Genomic DNA, 22,810 nt, shown 5'->3' on the forward strand with positions numbered 1-22,810 from the left:
AGTTCAACCGAAGATCATTTGGCGACAGACTTTTTGACAGGCTAGTTGTTGCAGCTGTGTCCTATAGACCGGCGTTTCAGCACAGAACCTATGATTGAAGAAAATCACTCAGTTGAGGATAATCATAAAAAATTAAGACTATGAATAAGTCTTTAAAGTTTTATGAAGTTATTCCAGTCGAGAAATTAACTCCCAAAGAACTTGAGGCAGTCAACGGTGGCCTATCCGAATATGCTACAGGATGTGTTATAGGCGGAGGTTGTTCTAGTGGTGAAGGAACAAAGAAGTCCCATGAAACTCATTTTACTCATCATATTTAGTGATGTGTAGAGTAAAATGAAGAATGAGTCCACTGGAAGTTATCATTAGTGAAAGAACTTTCTCAAAATGTTGTGATTCGTAACTTGTAACCCAATTTTGGGAAATAGAGGAAAAATCATTGCTATTACTCGAAGAAGTAAACTTTCAGATTGAGAGGACTCAAAAATTTAAAGTAGATTCAAAAAATAATTTCATTGTTTCTGCTATTATCTCTTAATTTCAACAAGAGTTTTCTTTGGTGGGGAACCCTGCTTGAATATTGACATCATGGAGTATATTTGTGATCTTTTTCATCATTATTCTTTCGATGCCAAAATGAAAAGTCTTCCAAAATTTGTCATTATAACTAATGGCACTTATACTTAACCAGCGTCTTATCTACTTCATTAACAAATATATATCATTTATTACGGTAAGCTTAGACGGAGATATAACAAAGAGAAATGCATCCGATATAAAAGATACATTGAACAAATCTTATATGAAATAGCTGAAATTCACAGAGATAAAGATAAAGGGAATAAATATGTTCGAGTTATCAATAATAAAAAATCTGGATATGAATGTAATTAAAAAGATAACTCTGACAACACTATATGCCATAATATACTCCTCAGCGATGGCCCAGGTCAGCGGCTACGTGAGGGAACAGGGGAAAGGCGCGCCTTTGGAGTATGTTACTGTGGCCTGTCTGAACGCCAGCGGTTCTGCAATAGGCGGAGCACTGACCGACTCGCTCGGATATTTCAATATCAGTCAAGCAACAATAGGAAACTCGCTACGATTCAGTATTGTCGGCTATAAGACAAAGGCTATATCAGTAGTACAGTTTGGCAAGGTTGACACTGTTTATCTTGAGAGAGACAATACCGTCTTAGGCGAAGTGGTTGTTCATGGCAAACAGATTATCCAGACGTCAAATGGCTTTGTAGTAAATATCAACGATGTACTTAAGCAACTCGGAACAGCCAGAAATGTTCTTGGCCATATGCCGTTTGTAACAACAAAAAATGGATCCATCAGTGTCATTGGCAAAGGCAATCCAGTCATTTATATAAACGACCGGCAAATGAGAAATGCTACAGAGTTGGACCAAATCAATTCTTCTGACATCAAGCAGGTGGAAGTCATAACCAATCCGGGAGCGGAATATACCTCCGGCGTGAATTCCGTCATCAGGATACGGACTGTGAGAAAAAAAGGCTACGGATTTGGTAGTAGGGTTGACGATGAAGTGTCCAAAGAAAGGAAATGGTCCTATAATGGCGGAATATCCTTGAACTATCAAACAAGAGATGTCAACTTCTTCGCTTCCGTACGGTATAACAGAAATGACGAAAAGTACACCATTAAACAAAACCTAAACTATTGGCGGCAACAGGAAATCAATCAAACAGCAAACGAAGACCAGCATGGTACGACGTGGTACAGTACAGTTGGATTCGACTATCAGAAAGACAAGGCTTCTTTCGGAGTGATGTACAAGTACACTTACGATCCTACCCATGCTTTAGGCAATGACAGTTTCTCTGTTTACAGGAATGAAGACTTTCACCTTTCGCAATCTTATAGAGACAGAAGAAATATGACTGAAGGCACCCACTATGTCAATGCCTATATGAATTATGACTTCAGCAAGGATACGCATCTGAAATTGGACGCCGATTACATGAATGTCAAAGCTCCACGCAGCCAGGAATATTTGATGGGCAATGAGGGTCTATACACCAACTCGCAAAGCAGGAACCAACTGTATGCGGACCGCATAACTTTCTCGTCGACTCTGTCCGGAGGCACAGTAACTGTTGGTGAAGAGAGCTCTTATACCCACACCCGCAACAATTATAATGTTCTTCCTACAACCACGTTGACCAATGATCTGACAAGCAATCACACTCGGAGCAGGCAGTTGTTGCTGGCTGGTTTTGTTGACTACAGACATAGTCTCGGCAAATTTCTGGATGCCAGCATTGGTGGCCGCTATGAGCATGCCAATTTTGATTATTACACCAACGGAATCAAAGACCCTGCTACCAGCAGAAGGGATAACAACTTCTTTCCATCCGCCTCGATATCATACAGTGGAAAAGACATCCAGATGTCACTGGCATATCGGTATACTACAATCCGCCCCATCTATTTTTATCTGCGCAGTTCCGTGGAATATGACAGCCCTTATTTCTATGCCACAGGCAATCCGTCACTACTTCCCCAGACAACGAATCTGATATCCTATTCCTTCCTCTGGAAGGACCTGCAGTTCACAGCAAACTATTATATGCATAAAAATTCGACAGTGTTTACCATGGACAGATATCAGGACAGAGACTCCATAGCCCTGTCCAGTCCGGAGAACATACGTCACAACCAGACCTTGGACCTTGCACTGGTCTTCAGTCCCACATGGTTCGGCATCTGGAGTCCTCAGTTCACATTGGACTTCAACAAGCCATTCATGACTTATCATGGTACAAGCTATAGAAAACCCATATTATCTTTTGAGTTTGACAACACCGTTCAGTTGCCCCTTCATTTTCTGTTCGGCCTAAATATGAACATGAGCACGAGCGGAAACATCAGCACGGACTTGGAATATAATTACAAATCATTCCAACTCGATACCTATCTCATAAAGACCTTTTTTCATGACCGCATGAGGCTGAGGTTCTCTGTCGACAATGTGTTAAATGTTAATCATACAAAATTATTGAGGTCAACGAATAATATAGATATGCGTCAGTGGTACGATAATGGTAGAAGAACATTCCGGCTGAGTTTCAGCTATGAGATAAATCCAACGAAGAAAAAATACAAGGGACAGGCTTCAACCAATGAAATAAACAGACTGTAAATGAAATTTCCTCTCTATCTTCAGCATGATTCCATGAAGTGCGGCATAGCCTGCCTTCAGATAGTCTACGATAGAGAAATCGGAACAATTTGACTTTCAAAGTGTAACATTTTCGAGTCAATTTTATATAATAAAACAGAATAACATTCTAGCTGTCAGCCTTTTGAGCTGTTTTAGCAGCGTGACGCTCAAAAAGAGAAAAAGCACAGTTATGTTTGGAGTTCTCATTATTTCTGAATAACTTTGCCATATCAAATGAGATATAATAAGAGTTAGAGGAAAAACATTTAGTCGTACGGTCGTAACTTCAGCAAGGAACAGATTGAAGACAAATTATTATCTAACTTCGATATTAAATAGTTTCCTTCACATCAACGTAGAAATTAATATCAGCATTAGATTTTCCTGCTTATTTAAACTGCCAGATTTTACCTATTTCTATTGGAAAATGTTCTCAACACTTAATAGAAACAAAAAATAAGACATCATGTCCTTTAGGTAGGGGTAAAAATAATATATTAGCATATACAAGACAAGTGCCAATTGAAGAGTTAAAATAGCAATTTGATATATGAAGAAAGAAATAGCCTTTATATTCCTATTTCATGCAATAGTCTTACATCTTTCAGCTCAAGAAGCCATTATAAGAGGTGCCGTTGTTGATGAACACCAACAGCCTTTGCCCTTTGCACAACTCACGATGAAATCTTCTACCGACTCTTCCTTTATAAAAAGCGGAAGTTGTGATAGCATTGGAAGATTCGCACTTACGTACAAAAAGTTGCCTGTAATACTGTCTGTAAATTATATCGGATACCAGATAAAAGAGGTCTTGTATTCGTCTTCCGAATTTAGAAAAATAGCCCTTATTCCTGATACAATTTCCCTTCATGATGTGATCATCAGAGGCAGACGTCCCAAAATGAAACTCACGACTGAAGGTGTACTGACGAGTATCAGTGGAACGGTACTAAGTAAAGTGGGGACGGCAGAAGATGTGTTAAGTCATATTCCAATGATCCGCAAAACCAATGACGGATTTGAAGTCTTTGGCAAGGGTGCACCTCTCATCTATATCAACAGTAAAAAAATACGTGATGAGAATGAACTACAACAGTTGAAATCTTCAGACATCCTCAGCATTGAATTGATCACAAATCCCGGTTCCAAATATGATGCGACCGTTAAGTCGGTTATTAAAATAAAGACCCGCAAAGCTGTCGGTGACGGGTGGAGTTTAGATACATGGGGGCGCTATGGAAAAGGGCGCAAAGATAAAGGTGATGAGACCTTTTCCTCTAATTTGAATTACCGCAAAAGAGGTCTGGATCTATTCGGTTCTGTGTGGACAGACCATAATAGGTCTCTCCAATATGCGACGATGAGCCAGGATACGAAATCAGGGAAACAAATCCATGAGGAAGAGGTCATGGACAACAAAATGAAGAATTTGGATATCGAGTTGGCAGGTGGAGTGGACTACGACGTTAACGACCAAAGTATGGGTATCAAATATACGATGTATGTCCCGACTACGAATAAGATTTTTACTACCTTCAATAGTCAGGTATTTCAAAATAGTCAACCTTTCGATAATCTCCAAAACATCACTGCCTCAAAAACCAAAGGAGATGTTGGTTCCACCATCAACACTTATTATGTAGGTACTGTCGGAAAAACAGAGATAAACTTTAATGCGGATGAACTGAATAATGGCTACAAGGAGAAGAATGCCATTGATGAAAACAGCCAGGCTCAGGATGATCGCCATCTGGATACAGAGAATAAGGTAAAAAACAATCTTGTGGCCGCAAAACTCTCGCTTACAGTCCCTCTTTGGAAAGGAAACTTCACCTGGGGATCAGAGGATTCCTATACGTACCGCAGGGATGACTATTCCAACCCGCAAGGGTATGTAGCCTCATCAAAAAGCACTTTACGTAATTATGATCTTGCGACCTTCATCGATTATTCCCATGACCTGCCTTTCGGAACTGCTGAAGCCGGAGTAAGATACGAGCATCTTAATTTTCATCATGACGGTGACGGCAAACAAAGGAAAATATATAATAATGTGTTCCCTACTTTTTCTTTCAACACCCAGATGAGCAATGTTCAGTTACAGGCTGCATATTCTCTAAAGACAGCACGGCCTACCTACCGGCAGTTGAGCAATGATGTTTTTTATGCCAACATGTACAGCCTGCAAAAAGGGAATCCGATGCTAGGGAATTCCACGATACATGATGCTTCTCTGACAATGATATGGAAATTTCTACAATTCAATCTTGACTATACAGACAGACGTAAGGATATTATATACTACATGTATCCGGAATCAGAAAATTCTGATGTTATCATTACATCTTACAAGAACATACCTAGTGTCAAATCCCTTACCCCTTTTCTTGATGTGACTCCTGTCATCGGTAAATGGAATCCGGATTTGTCTATAGGTCTGAGCAAACAATGGCTGTCAGCAGCAGCCATCTCCGGGGAACAAAAATTCAACAAACCTATCTGGATGATTGGCTTCAATAATACGCTTGAATTTGGAAAGAATTTCATAGGAGAACTGAATTTTAATTATCAAAGTAAAGGAGACTCCGAAAATGCCTACATTTCAAGAAGTACTGTAGATTTGAATGTCGGACTTACCAAGACTCTTTGCCATGATCATCTCATCTTGAAAATCGCCGGCGAGGATCTGTTCAATCGTAATAATGACAGCAGCATCTTATATTGTCCTGCGGCCCAGTTATCACAGGACAACAGATATTACAAGCGTCAGGTTGTCTTTACTATCCGCTACAAATGGAATACAACTGGCAAGAGATATAAGGGTACAGGTGCCGGTAATGACGAAAAAAGCAGATTATAAACAATTACAAAGAATGTATAAATGTTTGTTCATCTTTCTATTAATACCGAATAGACTGGACAAATCAAATTGCATTGAATCACAACTGGAGCATAGATGCTGATGCTAACTTCTATAAACCAGGATATAGCTTTACAACTTTTAATCACCAGCTTTATCTGGATTTAGGAATGTCCAAGTCTTTGTTTGATCACAGATTATTTTTACAGGTCAATGTTTACAGGTCGTTCTTCAATTGGAAACAATCTTATGATTACAGTTATAAATACTATAATGCCGAGTTTGTTGATAACGATCGCTTTTACTGTAAATTCAGTTTGAAATATAATTTAGGTGTTAAACGTATCAAGAAGGATAAAGGTAATCAGGAAGAGCTAAACAGGTTGTCTAATTAAGCTAGCTAGCAAATACTACAAAGCACTTGATTCCCTCAAAGCGTCAAAATCTTGTTGTTGCTTTAACCATATTTGTTTTGTAATACTGAATAACCGCTCTTAAAGAGGAGGGCACCTATTCTGCAAGTTCCTTATACCACGTCAGTCACATGACACTCCGGGAAAAGAATTTAAGAAAGATAATAGATGAAATCTAAGAGTTTTCGTCTACCCATTTAGCAACAAAACTGTATCATAACTCTTTCTAGATAACGCGCTTATCACAATGACAATATGAAACAAACAAGAACGATAAACAGTCATATTGTCTTTATTATTATTAATTTTGTTTTTTTTGTTAACTTATTTTGCTTTTACGTATCTTATTATTATATTTGTATCGAAAAATCAATCTATAATATCAGAGGGGCAGACCTTAGAATATAAAAAGGAGTAATGTACCGAATGGAATTGAAAAAACATTAAGGATATTTTATATATGCAGCAAGGTCTTTCCATACGTTATTTTTTCACGAAATGATTCAAGTGTAATGGTGGATTGTAGACAGAGTCAAAGTTTCAGATATTTACCATATCGGTTATCTCCAGAAATAAAGAAGAAAATACATATATTAATAAAATGACTTAATCTTGAGATTGGTTCTATAGACATGATTGTTAATCAAAAAAAATGAATATGTTTTTTAGAGGTTAATCCTGTAGGGCAGTTCGTTGATTATGGAGATTTTTGCAATTATTTTTTAGATAAAGAGGTCGCAAAAATATTATAAAATGGAATATTTTGAAATTAATGATTCAATCAAAGAAAATTTACCGTTTTTTTTCAATTATATAGAAAGGATTAAAATTCGGCGTCAAAATGTTTTGGATATTAAACTTGCTAGGTCATACAGTCTTTTGGGGCGTATTCCATAATTGAGCAACCTACGAAAATAATTTCGTCAACTATCAATTATACAGAAATTTAAATATCAGACTATAAAATGTCAAAAAGAATTCTATTCATATTCATATTCCTGAGTTTTATAAAACTCAATATATCTTCACAGGAAACAAGTGGATATGTCCTTGATGAAAAGGATAGCCCTTTACCATTTGCAACCATCGTTATTCAGGAGAAAGATGATTCCGCTTTTATTGTAGGAGATATTACAGACTCTTTAGGACATTTTACATTAAAGATACCCTCAGTTTCCAAGGAGTCTGATCTCTCTGTCAAAGTTTCAATTCTGGGTTATAAAACAAGGATACTTCCCTACAAACCAAATATGGGGCATATTAAGATGGAATCTGAAAGTCGTATGCTAAATGATGTAATTGTCAAAGGGAATTTGCCCATAACTCATCTTAAAAAGGGAGCCATAGTCAGCAGAATTCAAGGAACAATATTGGCTAATTTAGGATCAACCGAAGACGTATTGACACGATTGCCCCTTATCATAAAACGGAATGGACATATTGAAGTATTAGGAAAAGGAGCTCCACTCCTATATATTAATAACAAAAAAGTCATAGATCTATCAGAACTGGAGCTTTTACATCCTAATGAAATTAAAAGCATTTCCATCTACAATTCATCAAATGTACAGTTTGATGCTTCCAGTCGTGCAATCATTAAAATCGAGACGGTGAAGGAACAAGGCGATGGATTGCATCTCAATGCTAATATGGATTTCATTCAAGGCACAAGGTTATCCGACAGAACTCAGGCTGATATAAGATATCAGCATCACAAATTGAATATCTTTGGAATATTTTCTTATAAATCAAATCATAAGAAAGGAACCGATGACCAGAAAGTAATATCAAAAACTGATACTTTGTGGGAACAAGAACAAAATAGCATTCAATATGTCCTGACGAAAGACTTCCAAGCTAAATTAGGATTCAGTTATGATATCAACAAGAACAATTCTTTAGGCATTTCTTATTCTTATGACAAGATATTGAAAATGGACAAGCACTCGACCTATACAAGTACCGTTTGGGCTGACAAGAGTTTATACGATCTTTTATCCATTGGATATGAAGAAAACACAAATAATAAACCAGTCCATCAGGCAGAATTCTATTATACAGGTAAAATTAAAAATGTCAAGATTGATGCCGATATAGAATACTATAATCATGCTTACTCTTTAAATACGCTCAACAATGAAGATAGTCAGAACCACTCAAGCCGGGTAGTAACTGCTACAAACAGAGAGAAGAATCAGCTTCTTACTGGAAAAATTGCTTTAGAACATCCCTTTCTTAGGGGAGATCTATCCTATGGCATCGAGAACACGGATGTAAATCGCCATGATGATTATATCAGCCCGAGCGGCATTATACCGACAACGTATTCGAATATCAAGGAACATACCAATGGTTATTTTGCTCAATATCTGAAAAGTACATCTATTGGGGATTTTACGATAGGTCTTAGATATGAACATACAAACTTCAATTATAGAGAAAATGATGACGAAACTAATCATAAAAGAAGAATAATGAACAATCTTTTCCCCAGTTTTTTATGGGAAAAAGACTATGGAAACTGGCAGATGCAATTCAGTTATTCTACCAGCATTACTCGTCCCTCATACACTCAACTAAGTAATAATATAAGATATATAAACAGGTTTACATGGCAAACGGGAAATCCTATGCTGAAACCGACCTTTACCCATGATATTACTATTAATGGAACTTGGAAATTCCTGCAAGTGGATATCAGTTATCAATTTGATCATAACGCAATTGTCTATTGGGGTAATCAACTGCAAACAAATTCTTCGGTCACCCTCATTAATTATATTAATATGGATAAGATTCCTCATTTTGATATTTCCTTATCAGCTCAACCTACAATAGGCAAATGGTATCCGGCATTAGATGTAGGCATGGATAAGCAATGGCTATCTTTAAACAGTTTGGGGATGTTACGAACGTTCAACAAACCTTCATTCTATGGGGATTTCAAGAATCTCATAGAACTGCCGGCAGGGATGGTCCTAAACGCAGACATCTCTTTTATGTCTAAGGGACATGATAAAAACACATATATCAACAGGAATATGTTCATAAGCGACTTCGGCATAACAAAATTCTTTATGAATAAGGCTTTGGCACTAGAATTGAAGGTAAATGATATTTTCTATGATACTCGTAATAGCGGTATAGTCAGTCTGGGGCAGTCTGAAGTTATTGAAAATGGACGTAACGATACGCGAAATGTAACATTAAGTTTAAGGTATACATTCAATAAAACCCCTAACAAATACAAAGGGAAAGGTGTTGATTCTGAAAAATTAAATCGTTTTTAATCTCTTATGATTTGTTCTCTCATCTTGAAAATTGTTGGCATGTCATTGAACCATCACAGCTAGAAGTAAGATATAAAGTAAAATTGGATATGGCAAAGACTCCTAGTGATTTATATATCTTACGTTGCGGAAAGAATGTAAGCGAATATTTTAGCTTTTATACGTTAAAAAGAGATTCCTTGATGAATTCATCGGATAAATCAGCGCAAGACATGATACTGGACGAAGATTATGAGGCTGCCATACACCGTGATGAGCCAAACAAACAATTATCTGAAAGTCCAGGTTGTTCTGATTATCTCTATCATTATATTAAAAAGGGAAAGCTGGTCAGTTACAGTCCTATATTCGATACTAATTATCGAATTGAGGAAAACACGCCATCTATAGATTGGGAGATTAACGAGGATTCTACATTAGAAGTTTGTGGTTATAAATGTTATTATGCGCAAACTGATTTTCGTGGAAGGAAATGGCAAGTATGGTTTACCGGTGATATTCCCTTATCGATTTTAGGTGGGTTACCCGGACTCATTTTAAAGGCTGAATGTACAAACTATATTCACATTGATGCCCAAGAGATACTCTCTAAGAACTTATCCCCCGTGACCTTTTATAATTTCTACAAATTAAAGTTTGAAGACATTGACAGATTAAAATTCTTAAAAGTAAAGAACAATCCGAAATCTTTTCCTTCAAAAACAAGAAGGATTTCTACAATGGAATTGAAATAGAACAGCATGAGACATTTATTTTTATTTCTTGTCATATTGTTGAATCCTGTTGTTCTGTTCGCTCAGAACAAGGTTTATGGAGATATAGTGGATACAGATAAGAATCCTTTGGAGGGGGTGATTATTCAGGCAAAGGATGTCTCTACAAAGAAGATGGTCGCCTATACGAAAAGTGATGCGAAAGGTAATTTCCTGCTTAGTGTTCCAGCCGGCTGCTATCTGGAATGTGCTTATTTGGGATTGAAAAAGAAGGAAGTACATGATTTTATTTCCTGTCCTCTCCATATCGTCATGGAACCTGACAAATTTACCTTGAAGGAAGTTCATGTCAAGGCGGATAAGGTAAGAATCAAAGGCGATACGCTGAACTATACTGTGGGGGCGTTTGCCAGCAAGAATGACAAGAGCATCGGAGATGTACTGGCCCGTATCCCCGGATTTGACGTCAACAAGAAAAACGGGCAGATATCTTATGAAGGTAAGTCGATCAGCAATTTCTATATCGAAGGCATGGACATGCTCGGCAATAAATACGGTACGGCCACGAATATGTTGCCCCAAAAGGATGTGGGGACCGTACAGGTGATGCAGAATCATCAGCCGATCCGAGTACTGGAGGACTTTACCTTTTCTGATGATGTAGCGGTCAATCTGAAAATGAAAAAGGATGCCAAGTCGCATTGGGTCAACAGTATAGATGCCGGGACAGGACTCAGGGACAACCATTTCTTATGGGACTTCGGCGGGTTTGCCATGCGCTTAAAAGATGATTTCCAAACGATGTTGACTTATAAGACCAATAATGTGGGGAAGAATATAGGCCGGGAGACGGAGGACTTGTTCAACATTGATGAACTGAATGACGATCCGACAGCATATATTCAACTCGCTCCACCCACAACCCCTTCTCTGGATGAATCGCGCACCCTCTTTAATACCAGTCATGCTGTTTCTCTCAACACTCTGAAGCGACTCAGTCCGTATTCACAAACGGGTCTGCAGATCATCTATACCTATGAGAATGAAAAGGCAGAAGGAATGACCCGGACGGAATACCTGAGGCAGGATGGCAACCGGATGATCGTGAATGACAAGGATTTTCATGATAAGAATAACAAGTTATACACCCAGTGGAAATATGAGAAGAACGGAGAGAGGCAGTACCTCAAGAACACCCTTATCGGTGATTTCTCCTGGGATGACCAGCGGCTGGCGGAAAATCTGACCCGGCAAGACTTTCAGCAAACCCATCTCCCGGTGTATCATCTGAAAGACAATCTCTATATTATCCGGAAATATGGCAAAAAACTTCTTTCTTTTTATTCCAATAACGGTATAGTGTCGACTCCTCAGTATCTTCTGGTCGACTCCCTGCGTCAAGATGTGCATCAGCAAAATTATACAACCGATGATTATGTCCGGGGAAGTCTGAAGATCGGAAAGACTGTGTTCTCTTTCCGCACAGGTATCAATGCCCAACTGCACCGTATCCGGTCCAGTTTCGAAGGACTGCCCGACAGTATAGGAGAAAAGTATGGCAGGGATCATTTTGGTTATGTCAAGTTTTATGCTGAACCGGAATTCGAATACGGTACGAGTGACTTGGATTTTTCATTGGAAATGCCTGTCAGTTATCTCTATGAGAAATACAGCGGGGATAAGGGTGCTCACCAATTCATACCGGAACCGTCACTCCGAATCCGATGGCAGACTACTCCCCGGCTGAGGCTATCTCTAGAGGGGGGAATATCTGCAGAGCCTCTGGATGCCGGCAGATTCCATTCAGCACTTATCCTGCAGGATTATGAATATATCAATCAGGGCTATAGCGGGTATCATCTTCAACGGAGTAAGGATGTTTCCGCAAATATCCTTTATCGGGATGCTATTCATGGGATTCATGCCCTGGTCACGGTAAAACGTTCTTTTATTACAGATCCGTATAGTTTGACTCGGGATTTCATCGGCAGCTATATTATCCAGTCGGCAGTTGATCGTCAGTCCAGATCGAACAGCTGGAATTCCATGGTCTTTTTCAGTAAAGGTTTTGATTTCCTCCATAGCACATTTAATCTTCGTGGCAATTACAATCATAATAACACTTCCCTTATAGAAGATGGCGTCTCCCATGCTTACCAGAGTGATTTTATTGGTCTGCAGAGCAGTCTTGACCTCTCGTTCTACCAGGATATGCATTTCACTTACAGTATCAACTATAGCCGTAACCAGATGAAGTCGGCTTCATTGTCAAGCAATACAGTCATCAACAACTGGCACCATGACGGAACGGCAGTTCTTCCGTTGAAAGCTTTTACACTTAAGATGGAAGCAGAGTATTATCATAACGAGTTGCTGACAAAAAAAATTAAGGACTTTTTCCTTGCCGATATCAGTTTAAAGTATTCTATGAAACATATTGACGGGGAGTTGAATTTAAAAAATATCTTTGACAAGAAGACTTATTCGTATGTGCTGAATGAAAATTTGTATCATTCCTATTCGACCAATACGATCCGGGGTAGAGAAATTCTTCTTACAGCCAGTCTCCATCTGTAAAGACAATAATAAACAATCATAGCGTATATCCTAAAAGCACTTATTTCCTTCCGAAGATGGAACTTGAGTAATTTGTCTTTTATGGCATTGACAATAAATAAAAATGGAAAATGAAAAAAATGAAAATAACAATCCTTATACTCTGCTTACTCACATGCAATACCTATTCCGAAGCCCAAAACACATATACGATCGGGGCTTCGCAGTTGGAAGTCAAGTATAGGGTATCACAAGGGAAGTATAGAGACCTGTATCTCTTACGGTACGGAGGAAACAAAAGCCAGTATTTCAGCTGCAATACGTTGATGAGAGACTCCATGATTGCATCAGGGCACGTTGATACTGTCATTGATATGCTGGAACAATCCACGGAAGCGAAAGAACATCATGACGATTCCAATGTGATGCAGCAAAGTCCGAATTCTTCTGATTTTATCTACCGCAATCTAAAAGAAGGCAAGCTGTCCGTATATTCCTCTATATTCGGTTCCAAATATGTCTACGAAGAAGATATCCCCCGGATGTCCTGGAGTATTCGGGAAGATTCTACTGCGACCGTATTAGGATATACCTGCCATTATGCTTCAACAACTTTCCGAGGACGCAGATGGGAGGTCTGGTATGCTCCGGATATTCCGCTGGACTTGGGACCATGGAAATTCTCCGGTCTCCCAGGACTGATCCTGCAAGCAGATTGCAAAGGATTTATCCGTATAGATGCTTGCGGAATATCCGATAAGAACCTTACGCCAATTACCTTCTACAACTTACTTCATCGCAAGTTTCAGCCTATCAACCGCAAGGCTTTCCTGAAAGCCAGTAAAAGTCCCAGCGCTTATCCGAAGGGTACAATACTGACTCCTACAATGGAATTGGAATAAAACCAGAATGCTATGGAGAAACTGCTTCTCTTAACATCTGACTGTTATTCCCCGCAATTCTGCCTGCACAGGTCAAAGTAACGGGAATGGTTGTGGATATGGACAAGAATCCTTTGGAAGGGGTGTTATTCAGGCAAAGGATGTCTCTACGAAGGAGATGGTCGCCTCTATCAGATGTGACGACAAAAACAACTTTCTGATTAATCTCCCGGCAAATGGTTATCTGGAGTGTGCTTACCTTGGATTGAAAAAGAAAATTATATAGATTATGGAAACAGCAATGGAAAGAAAACCAGCATCTTTCAGACTAAATTCTGATCTATTAGAAATTTTGAAAAAGAGAGCTAAGGCTTGTAATAGGAGTCTGAACAACTATGTTGAAAGCATTCTTTTGGATGCTGTGTACAAAGAGCCTAATGATACAACCATCTCGGCTATCAAGGAAAACCGCTCAGGAAAATATGCTGGGGAGATTGACGTTTCCAGCATAGATGCTTTTAAACGATCGCTCGACTTATGAAAGTTCTGCGCTATTCTACTCGACATTGATTCCCATAAAGGCTTTTTATCGAAGTCAACACCTGTAATTTTAACTAAAATATCGAAGTTATTTAAGCTTTTTTTTGACTATTACCGAAGTTTGTAAATTTTGCTTATGTCAATTTTGATGATGACCGTCTGAGTAGTTTAAAAACTGAGGATTTTGATATCGTCTTGGATGCACTCTATCAACTATATGGAGATTTCAAGTATCTATTTTTGGATGAAGTACAGAATATTGCCGATTGGCAATTGTTTATAAACAGGTTGCTGAGACAGAAAATCCATTTGTTTGTCACAGGTTCTAATTCTAAGTTGCTCAGTACCGAACTAACCAAGCATCTGACTGATATGTCTTTGGACTACAAGGGAGAACATTCGGAATTCTCAATAGCGGTCAACAACATTATCGGGAAAAACAAGTCAGAACGCATCAGTTTGACTGATACCATGAGAACTTATTCTGTTACGCGCCTCCGTCCGAGGGAATTCATTGTGAAATGGAGTTTTGACATCAACTGATACTCTCCGACCACCAGAACCGCCGGTCCTTACATTCTCCCTTAAAGTTTCTGCCGATATCAAAAAGAAGTCAGGCTGATACGATTTATATCAGTTTTATGACAAGAAAGATCATTGCCTATTCACTAGAGAGAGTTGATATCTCAAGGTTTCTTCCCTTCAACTCCCGAAACATGGCCGGGATAATCCTGCATTTCCTCAAATTTGACGCCTTCATTAAAGGCCCTGTGCACAGTACGCGTAACCGGATCATAAGAACCGGCAGGCACAAAATTGGTGTATACCCTCTTGATGTGTTCTTCCGGTTTGAAGTCATCAGGATGATCCACCACTACCGACTTTATGCCTATATGGAAATAGCCGAAACCGTCGAGGACGACCTTTCTGCCATCTTTGAGATGTTCCTTCACGACATCCTTCAAGGCTGAGAGAACCGCCAACGTGTCCACTTCCGTTACCGTACATTTTTTGGAGATCTCCTGCGCAAGGTCTTTAGTGTGAAGGACCTCACTGGTACATGTTTTTGCAAACCACTTTCCGTTCCTGGACGGATGACGGGGATCCACGATCTGATAAAGTTTATACTTTACACTCATAGCTTAGAAATAAAAAGATAAAATCCGATTTAAGGTTTTTCAGTACCATGGTTATCAGGTTCCACTAACCCTACGGCAGCAAATCGATCGCCTACATTCAGCCAGACCATTATGCTGCATTTTGGTACCCCATTATCCTGCATTTTGGTCGACCATTATGCTGCATATCGGTCGACATGTATGATAAGACTTGCACTGGTGGGATACGCTTACTAAAACAAGTGTAAAGATAACCTATTTCGTCTCGATTTGCAAATTTATTTGTTGCTTTATTCTGCTATAAGAATGTTTTCTCGGGTCTTTTCCTAATGCGTCAATCCCGAGAGACCACGACATCAGGATTAAGTCTATTAGGCAAGAGAGCCGGAATCCGAAACATTCTGAATAAAGGCAGAAGACTGACAGAAGGCATATCAGACAAAAACGTCCTTCCATTCAACGGGTGTTATCCATCGGGCATTACAATCTGTCTTTTTCGTCTGAGATAGAAGAGTCAAAATGTCCTTTATCCTTATTGAAAATATTGCCGAATTTCCAAATAAGGGCAAGGCTCACAAAACGTGAATCATAATAATTATGAAATTCCTGCCTGACACCATTGGAATAATAAGAATACCGTGGCGCAGAAGTTTTCAGGATATCATTGCCATTCAATTTCAGAGAGAGGGTTTTCTTGTTGTTGACCCATGAGATGCCGGCATTCAAGAGAAATGAGTTATCGGTTTTCCGGTAATTATAATAACCTGGGACATCATCCTCAGCATACAATGACAGGACGATATTGTCCCCTATATAGAAATAGTTGTCAGCACTGAATTCACATCCCCATCCCTTCACTTCTCTGAAGGCGGAATTATTAGACCCATATTCTGAATAGGTCAGTTCGTTAGAAAGTGTGCTTTCCAGCCACGAGCCAGCCTTCAGCGAGTAATCGATATCCAAACCAAAGGCCATTATATTCAGATAATTACCTGCCTTTTCTACTTGATTCCGGATATTCAGTGTATCCAAGAAGACCATCCTGCCCACCTCATCATGTGTATGAGAGTAATACAGTTTGCCATAAAGCGAATTGCCATGGAGATAAGTCAGTTCAAGGTTATTGAGATAGGCCGGTTTCAGAAAAGGGTCTCCCTCCATATAGTCATATTTGCTGACATACCAGCGGAAAGGGTCAAGCATTTGATACTGGGGACGCTTGATCCGACTGGCATAACTTAATCCGAACGTATTCATCTCATCGGCCGAATAGACCAGTTCTGCTACGGGGAAAAACTTGAGGTAATGATTCTTGTCCGTTTCATCCAGATTCCGGGAATAGCCTTTAGTATGGGTATATTCGGCACGTAGTCCTGCTTTCAGGGAAAAGGCACCGAAGGTTCTCGCTACATTGGCATACAGGGCATTGATCCACTCATCGTAATTGAATAAGTCCGCTGCCGGAAGATCAGTTTTGGGGCCATCGCCATCCTGCATTAAAAGACTGTTGAAAGATGAAGAATGAGTGTATGTCAGTTTGTAACCCCCATCGAGTTTCCAATCCTGGAAATGACCATCATAATCGGCTTTGGCTGTATAGATATTGTATTTCTGGTGTCCCAAACTGGTATATTCCTCATCGGCAGAGCGTAAGTCCTCTGATTCCAGACTTGAGAGCCATGAACGGTTGTTATTCACATAATTGTTGATGTAACCTAAAGTCATCGTGAGTTCGGAATGGTCATTAAAGGTATGTGCATAGAAGGCTTCTGAACTGAAAAGATAGTTCTTGCTCCGCTCGGTACCCTTCGATGTCATTACGGAATCAACTGACAAGTTGGAAGTATTACGATATCTTGTCATATTGTCCAGATCAGTGGTCTTGGACCGATCATACAGCGGAATCTGAAATGTCGCCGACAACTGGTTCTTCTTATTGATGTCATAGACGAATGTCAGCAGTGACTGTGCCATATCCTCCCTGTCTTTTCTGGGATAATTGGTGGAGACCGTTTCATTCTGGAAATAGTTCGTATAATTGCTCTTGGTATACGCCTGACCTCTATTTCCCAAAAGGACACCGGTAAAACTGAATTTCTTGCCCGTGTAACCGACATGCACCGAACTGCCGGCTGAAGGGTAACGGGCTTGGCTGTAAACGGCTTGCACCCTGCCCTGCCATCCCGGATTGACAGCCTTTGTGGTCTCAATATTAATAATTCCAATATCTCCCTCAGCTTCATATTGGGCGGGAGGTGTCGAGATAATCTCCACCTTCCTGACTATATCGGGAGACAGGGAATTCAAGTATGCCACAAGATCCTGTCCCTGCAAATAAACCTGACGATGGTTAATATAGACTGACACGGAACTCTTTCCGGTCATTTCGACAGAATGGTCATTGACCTTTAGTGTAGGCATCTGATCCAGGACCTCGCTCAGCAATTTGCCTTTCGTACGCAGGTTACTGACATTGACGACGAGTCCGTCTGTGGACAACTGCACAGGTTTCCTCTTTCCGGTCACTACGACATCCTTCAGGTGCAAGGTGTCCGAAGAAAGTACAATATCCACTCTGCTCCTGCCGTCAAGGAAGACCTGCCGGGGGATACAACCCACATAACTGCAGACCAAAGTGTCTCTTTCAGCGGCGTCAATGGTATAGTTTCCCTTATTGTCGGACAGGACTTCCACATACGTACGGGAATTTCTGATGGTGGCAAAGGGAAGAGCTTGCGACTTGTTAACATAATAGACATGTCCGCTTACAGAAATGTTCTGGGCTCCTGCAAAAACAGGAATCAGGAACAAATATATAAATAGGATTACAGTCTTCTTATCTCTCTGGAAAGTACTGTCAATTACAACCATAAATACGATTAAGAATATCAATCCACAAATAGAATCCCCCTGAAAGTTCCCCCCTTCATCTCTTGTCTCATCGCCAAACAAAACTTCTGAGATAAACAGACCAAAGCAATATCAGGTTGCTTTCATCCAAAGTATTCTGTCAAACAAAAGTATGGGAAAAAATGACATACTCCAAATTTCACCACCTTATTTTATATCTTTTAATCAATTCCCTTGAGATTCCATATCAAGCTGAAAGAATCTCAAGACACATCCAGATATATCACAAGTTGCCTTCCTCCCCCGGATCAGACGGTACCCTCATCCTTTCCTTAAAAGTCCTTCCGACAATCTGTTTCTATTGCAGAGAGGCAAAGCGACATCCGAATACGATTTAAGGAAAGTAAGAACTGAAACTTCAGAATACAAGATAATGCACTAGTCCATTTAGCGAGTACAAACAGTCATCATCAAGAAAAGGACCTGAGTCCTCAAAGAACAGTATGCCAGGTGACAAAAAACGCGAGAGTTTGGAAATTCCAAACTCTATTCGCTCAAAATCCGATCAATCTCATTGACCAGTGATGCGAATTCTTTCTCATTGTACAATCTCGTCCGCTTCACGATCTTCCCTGTCCTGTCTATCAAGACATTTCTGGTAATACCGGAATCTTTTAAGGCATATTTAGAGTAAATGGCGGCCCCTGGATCTAAACCCAAAGGATAAGTAATACCAGTTTGCTTGGCAAAACTCACAACCTTCGCTAAAGGTTCGTCACGGTCAATGCCGATGAATACAAAGTTGGGGTCATTCTTATGCTTCTGCCAGATATCCTTCTCCAAATGAGGCATTTCCCTACGGCAGACACTGCACCAACTCGCAGTAAACTGCAATAGCACGACTTTTCCTTTCAGATCAGAGAGTTTGACGCGTTTACCATTTGTAAGTTTTACCGTAAAGTCAGGTGCCTGATCACCGTCGTACACGATATACCCCGTAGAATCAGCGTGAACAGCCTGTTTCACCGATGCACCCCGAGCATGGGCATTCAGGATAAAGCTTCCGGAAATAAACAGAAACAGCAATCTTAATATTTTCATAACCTATTGTTTTATTTGCAAAGATACGAATAACCGTACAATTAATCTATCACACTATCATGGTATTTTAGCCCCCATAAATATGTCATGCAAAATACCTTGATTATCCGATTTTATTTTATCCATTAAATCCGTAAGTTTGTACCAATTTATTTTCACATTACGAAAGCATTATTTATTTTAGTTATGGGTAAAAAGAAGAAGGTATTTTTATTAGTTATTATGCTTACTTTCCAAGTTGTGGTCCATGCTCAAAAGATCATAGTCAGTGGAAAGGTGCAGGACAACAACGGACCATTGCCAGGTGCCTCTGTATCCGTTAAAGGAAAAAACAAATCGGCAACTATAACTGATGCTGACGGAATTTACAAAATAGAAGTTGATCCTCATGCGACCTTATTAGTACACTATATCGGATTTCAATCTAAAGAGATACCAATCCTTGGAAAATCTCATATAGATATTCTTCTTACCTCAGAAGATAATACCTTAAATGAGGTAACAATTACTATTCCTTATGGTACAGCTAAAAAATCCACCTTCACAGGATCTGCTGGTTTTATTGACGAAAAGACCATCAAAAAAGAATTAGTCAGCAATGTTAGTAAAGCACTACAAGGGACGGTCCCAGGATTACAGTCATTTTCATCTACTGGTCAGCCAGGGACCGATGCCTCTATATATATCAGAGGTGTAGGATCGGTCAACGCATCCAGTTCTCCACTCTATGTGGTTGACGGTGTACCCTATCAAGGGACGCTTTCAAGCATATCCCCTGAAGACATTGAATCCATTACCGTATTGAAAGATGCCGCAAGTGCTGCTCTCTATGGCAGTCGAGCTGCCAACGGTGTTATCATGATCGTTACCAAGCAAGGTTCTCAAGGACAAGCGCCCAGCATCAACTTGTCAGCCAAATATGGATGGTCAAGCAGAGCAAGAAGTGACTATAAACAGTTAACCACAGATCAATATTACCAACTCTATTGGGAGGCCATACGTAATCAGCGTCTTGACAGTGGGTATAATCTTGAAGATGCCGACAGTTATGCTTCTAAGAATCTAGTTGGGGCACTGGGAATCAATCCCTATGGATCAGCATATCCCCAACCTGTAGGTACAGATGGAAAATTGGTCAAAGGTGCCACGCCCTTATGGAATGACAATTGGGATAAAGCTCTGACACAGAATGCCCATTTCCAACAGTATGACCTCAGCGTGAGTGGTGGGAACCGATCTTCTGCCTATTACTTTTCTGCCGGCTATCTGAATGATGAAGGCGCCTATATCCAATCAGGATTTAAACGCTATACTTTCCGTGCTAATATATCAAGTCAAGTAAAGAAATGGCTTCAACTCGGATTGAATATCAATGGCACTCATTCTTCTCAAAAATATCCTAAACAGGACGATTCTTCCACCGATAACATCATCACCTTTGCACGTGATATGCAATCTTTTTATCCTATCTACCAACGGAATTTGGAGACAGGAGAATATTTGTTGGATGAAGATGGAAACAGAATATGGGATTTGGGAAGCTACAGACCAAATTCATATTCCAACCAAAATCTAGTAGCTACAATGCCACATGATAAAAGTGACATTATCCGTAATGACCTTTCGGTACGTTCGTTCTTAGAATTGAAGCCTTTAAAAGATTGGTCTTATAAACTGACCATCAATTACGATTATGACAACAGTACTGACCGCAATTATGTTAATCCAGAAATAGGAATAGGTACTACTACCGGTGGTTCCATCAACAAAGAGAATATTCAAGCATCAGCCTTCACAATTAACAACGTGGTCAACTACACGCACTCTTTCTCGTCACTTCACAACCTCCATGCGCTAATCGGACAAGAATACTACGAATATCATACAAGTAATTTTGGAGGGACTCGCACCAATGTCATTGCTGATGGATTCTATGAACCTGATGCTGCTAGCACTCTAAGTAGTTTCACGGGTAACAGCGATGCTTACAAACTACTTTCCTACTTCGGATCAGCTGAATACAATTATGATCGAAGATATTATCTATCAGCCAGCATACGCTCTGACGGCAGCTCTCGTTTTGCACCAAAGAAAAGATGGGGAACTTTCTGGAGTGTCGGTGGATCATGGAAGATCTCTGAAGAATCATTCATGAAGAACACAAAAAGTTGGCTTTACAATTTAGGATTACGTGCAAGTTATGGAGCCCAGGGTAATGACAATGTAGGATACTATGCCTATCAAGAACTATACTCCATAGCAAACAATCTGGGAGAATCTGGAGTTATCGCATCACGACTAGCTACTCCGAATTTGTCATGGGAAACCAATCTGAATCTAAACATTGCGCTTGATTTCGGATTATGGAACAATCGTCTAAACGGTAGTATCGAGTTTTTCGTACGTCATTCGAAAGATTTACTGTTCAGTCTTAATCTGGTTCCTTCATCAGGTTACACCGATATGGATGCTAATATTGGCGCGATGAGAAACGTTGGATGGGAATTTCAATTAAACGGGCAACCTATAAAAAGTCGCGACTGGGAATGGAATGTGTCGCTCAACGCTACGACCTACAAGAATACCATCACTTCATTACCATCTGATGTAATGTGGAGCGGAGATAAAAAATGGGTTAAAGGCGGAAGTCTTTATGATTGGTATCTCATAGAATGGGCAGGAGTGAATCCCAAAGATGGAAATCCACAGTGGTATGGTATTGATGACAAAGGTCAGAAGTATACCACTGAAGACTACTCCTCTCTAACTGCAGACGACAAGGTAAAATCGGGTAGTTCTCTACCGGATGTTACGGGTGGCATACAGAGTAGCTTGAATTATAAAAATTGGTCTTTCTCTATGTTTTTCTCTTATTCCTTAGGTGGGAAAATATACAATGGAGATAAAGTATCCCTCCTTTCTCAAGGACCTTCCGGGACGGGATGGAGTGCGGATATGCTCAACCGTTGGACTCCCGAAAACACACAAACAGACATTCCACGACTTACAACAGAGCCTGCAAGCTCATGGACCAATACATCTTCTCGATTTCTCGTCAGCCGCGACTACCTGAAACTAAAAAACATATCATTAGGTTATACATTGCCGAAGCAATGGTTTCAGCGTCTAGGATTACAAGAGGCCACTCTTAATCTTACAGCGGAAAATCTTTTGACCTGGGCAGCTCAACAAGGTCTAGATCCGGAACAGAATATTGGAGGAACAACCTATTACAGATATCCTTCTATGAAGAGTATTACCATGGGTATTAATGTTAAATTTTAATCAGAAACAG

12 protein-coding genes and 1 pseudogene are annotated in these 22,810 nt (G+C 39.8%); 10 read left to right on the top strand and 3 right to left on the bottom strand.

Going from position 1 to position 22,810, the window contains the following annotated elements:
- Positions 1 to 140 precede the first annotated feature (140 nt).
- The 9 genes and pseudogenes from NG821_RS07955 to NG821_RS07995 all read left to right on the top strand — a co-directional run.
- Positions 141 to 320, top strand: coding sequence for a hypothetical protein (locus NG821_RS07955; RefSeq protein WP_252761131.1), 180 nt, complete (start codon positions 141 to 143; stop codon positions 318 to 320).
- A gap of 560 nt (positions 321 to 880) precedes the next feature.
- On the top strand, positions 881 to 3,172 hold the full coding sequence (locus NG821_RS07960) for an outer membrane beta-barrel family protein (RefSeq protein ID WP_252761132.1): 2,292 nt from the start codon (positions 881 to 883) through the stop codon (positions 3,170 to 3,172).
- Positions 3,173 to 3,743: 571 nt separating this feature from the next.
- Positions 3,744 to 6,053: an outer membrane beta-barrel family protein gene (locus tag NG821_RS07965; protein WP_252761133.1), complete on the top strand. Its 2,310-nt coding sequence runs from the start codon at positions 3,744 to 3,746 to the stop codon at positions 6,051 to 6,053.
- A gap of 1,378 nt (positions 6,054 to 7,431) precedes the next feature.
- Positions 7,432 to 9,756, top strand: a complete 2,325-nt coding sequence (locus NG821_RS07970) for an outer membrane beta-barrel family protein (protein ID WP_252761134.1) — start codon at positions 7,432 to 7,434, stop codon at positions 9,754 to 9,756.
- 11 nt (positions 9,757 to 9,767) lie between these two features.
- Positions 9,768 to 10,490: a GLPGLI family protein gene (locus NG821_RS07975; RefSeq protein WP_262921877.1), complete on the top strand. Its 723-nt coding sequence runs from the start codon at positions 9,768 to 9,770 to the stop codon at positions 10,488 to 10,490.
- A 6-nt stretch (positions 10,491 to 10,496) separates the two neighbouring features.
- The gene (locus NG821_RS07980; RefSeq protein ID WP_252761136.1) at positions 10,497 to 13,046 is read left to right on the top strand and encodes a carboxypeptidase-like regulatory domain-containing protein; all 2,550 of its coding nucleotides are present in this window, start codon (positions 10,497 to 10,499) and stop codon (positions 13,044 to 13,046) included.
- Positions 13,047 to 13,165: 119 nt separating this feature from the next.
- Positions 13,166 to 13,927, top strand: a complete 762-nt coding sequence (locus NG821_RS07985; protein ID WP_252761137.1) for a GLPGLI family protein — start codon at positions 13,166 to 13,168, stop codon at positions 13,925 to 13,927.
- Between the two features lie 268 nt (positions 13,928 to 14,195).
- On the top strand, positions 14,196 to 14,447 hold the full coding sequence (locus NG821_RS07990; RefSeq protein WP_252761138.1) for a toxin-antitoxin system protein: 252 nt from the start codon (positions 14,196 to 14,198) through the stop codon (positions 14,445 to 14,447).
- Positions 14,448 to 14,581: 134 nt separating this feature from the next.
- Positions 14,582 to 14,989: pseudogene (locus NG821_RS07995) on the top strand (AAA family ATPase); the annotation flags it as partial.
- 143 nt (positions 14,990 to 15,132) lie between these two features.
- Here the strand turns inward: NG821_RS07995 and NG821_RS08000 are convergent.
- From NG821_RS08000 to NG821_RS08010, 3 genes are all read right to left on the bottom strand, one after another.
- The gene (locus tag NG821_RS08000) at positions 15,133 to 15,585 is read right to left on the bottom strand and encodes an HU family DNA-binding protein (protein WP_252761139.1); all 453 of its coding nucleotides are present in this window, start codon (positions 15,583 to 15,585) and stop codon (positions 15,133 to 15,135) included.
- A 459-nt stretch (positions 15,586 to 16,044) separates the two neighbouring features.
- A complete protein-coding gene (locus NG821_RS08005) occupies positions 16,045 to 18,435 on the bottom strand; it encodes an outer membrane beta-barrel family protein (protein WP_252761140.1) in 2,391 nt (796 codons plus the stop codon).
- Between the two features lie 525 nt (positions 18,436 to 18,960).
- The gene (locus NG821_RS08010) at positions 18,961 to 19,515 is read right to left on the bottom strand and encodes a TlpA family protein disulfide reductase (RefSeq protein WP_252761141.1); all 555 of its coding nucleotides are present in this window, start codon (positions 19,513 to 19,515) and stop codon (positions 18,961 to 18,963) included.
- A 186-nt stretch (positions 19,516 to 19,701) separates the two neighbouring features.
- On the opposite strand from NG821_RS08010, the gene NG821_RS08015 reads away from it, so the two are divergent.
- Positions 19,702 to 22,800, top strand: a complete 3,099-nt coding sequence (locus NG821_RS08015; protein WP_252761142.1) for a SusC/RagA family TonB-linked outer membrane protein — start codon at positions 19,702 to 19,704, stop codon at positions 22,798 to 22,800.
- Positions 22,801 to 22,810 lie beyond the last annotated feature (10 nt).

Source organism: Segatella cerevisiae (assembly GCF_024054555.1).
Taxonomy (GTDB): Bacteria; Bacteroidota; Bacteroidia; order Bacteroidales; family Bacteroidaceae; genus Prevotella; species Prevotella cerevisiae.

Coding starts and splice junctions, on each gene's coding strand:
- NG821_RS07955 (WP_252761131.1), top strand. CDS start 141: ATGAATAAGTCTTTAAAGTTTTATGAAGTTATTCCAGTCGAGAAATTA.
- NG821_RS07960 (WP_252761132.1), top strand. CDS start 881: ATGAATGTAATTAAAAAGATAACTCTGACAACACTATATGCCATAATA.
- NG821_RS07965 (WP_252761133.1), top strand. CDS start 3,744: ATGAAGAAAGAAATAGCCTTTATATTCCTATTTCATGCAATAGTCTTA.
- NG821_RS07970 (WP_252761134.1), top strand. CDS start 7,432: ATGTCAAAAAGAATTCTATTCATATTCATATTCCTGAGTTTTATAAAA.
- NG821_RS07980 (WP_252761136.1), top strand. CDS start 10,497: ATGAGACATTTATTTTTATTTCTTGTCATATTGTTGAATCCTGTTGTT.
- NG821_RS07985 (WP_252761137.1), top strand. CDS start 13,166: ATGAAAATAACAATCCTTATACTCTGCTTACTCACATGCAATACCTAT.
- NG821_RS07990 (WP_252761138.1), top strand. CDS start 14,196: ATGGAAACAGCAATGGAAAGAAAACCAGCATCTTTCAGACTAAATTCT.
- NG821_RS08000 (WP_252761139.1), bottom strand. CDS start 15,585: ATGAGTGTAAAGTATAAACTTTATCAGATCGTGGATCCCCGTCATCCG.
- NG821_RS08005 (WP_252761140.1), bottom strand. CDS start 18,435: ATGGTTGTAATTGACAGTACTTTCCAGAGAGATAAGAAGACTGTAATC.
- NG821_RS08010 (WP_252761141.1), bottom strand. CDS start 19,515: ATGAAAATATTAAGATTGCTGTTTCTGTTTATTTCCGGAAGCTTTATC.
- NG821_RS08015 (WP_252761142.1), top strand. CDS start 19,702: ATGGGTAAAAAGAAGAAGGTATTTTTATTAGTTATTATGCTTACTTTC.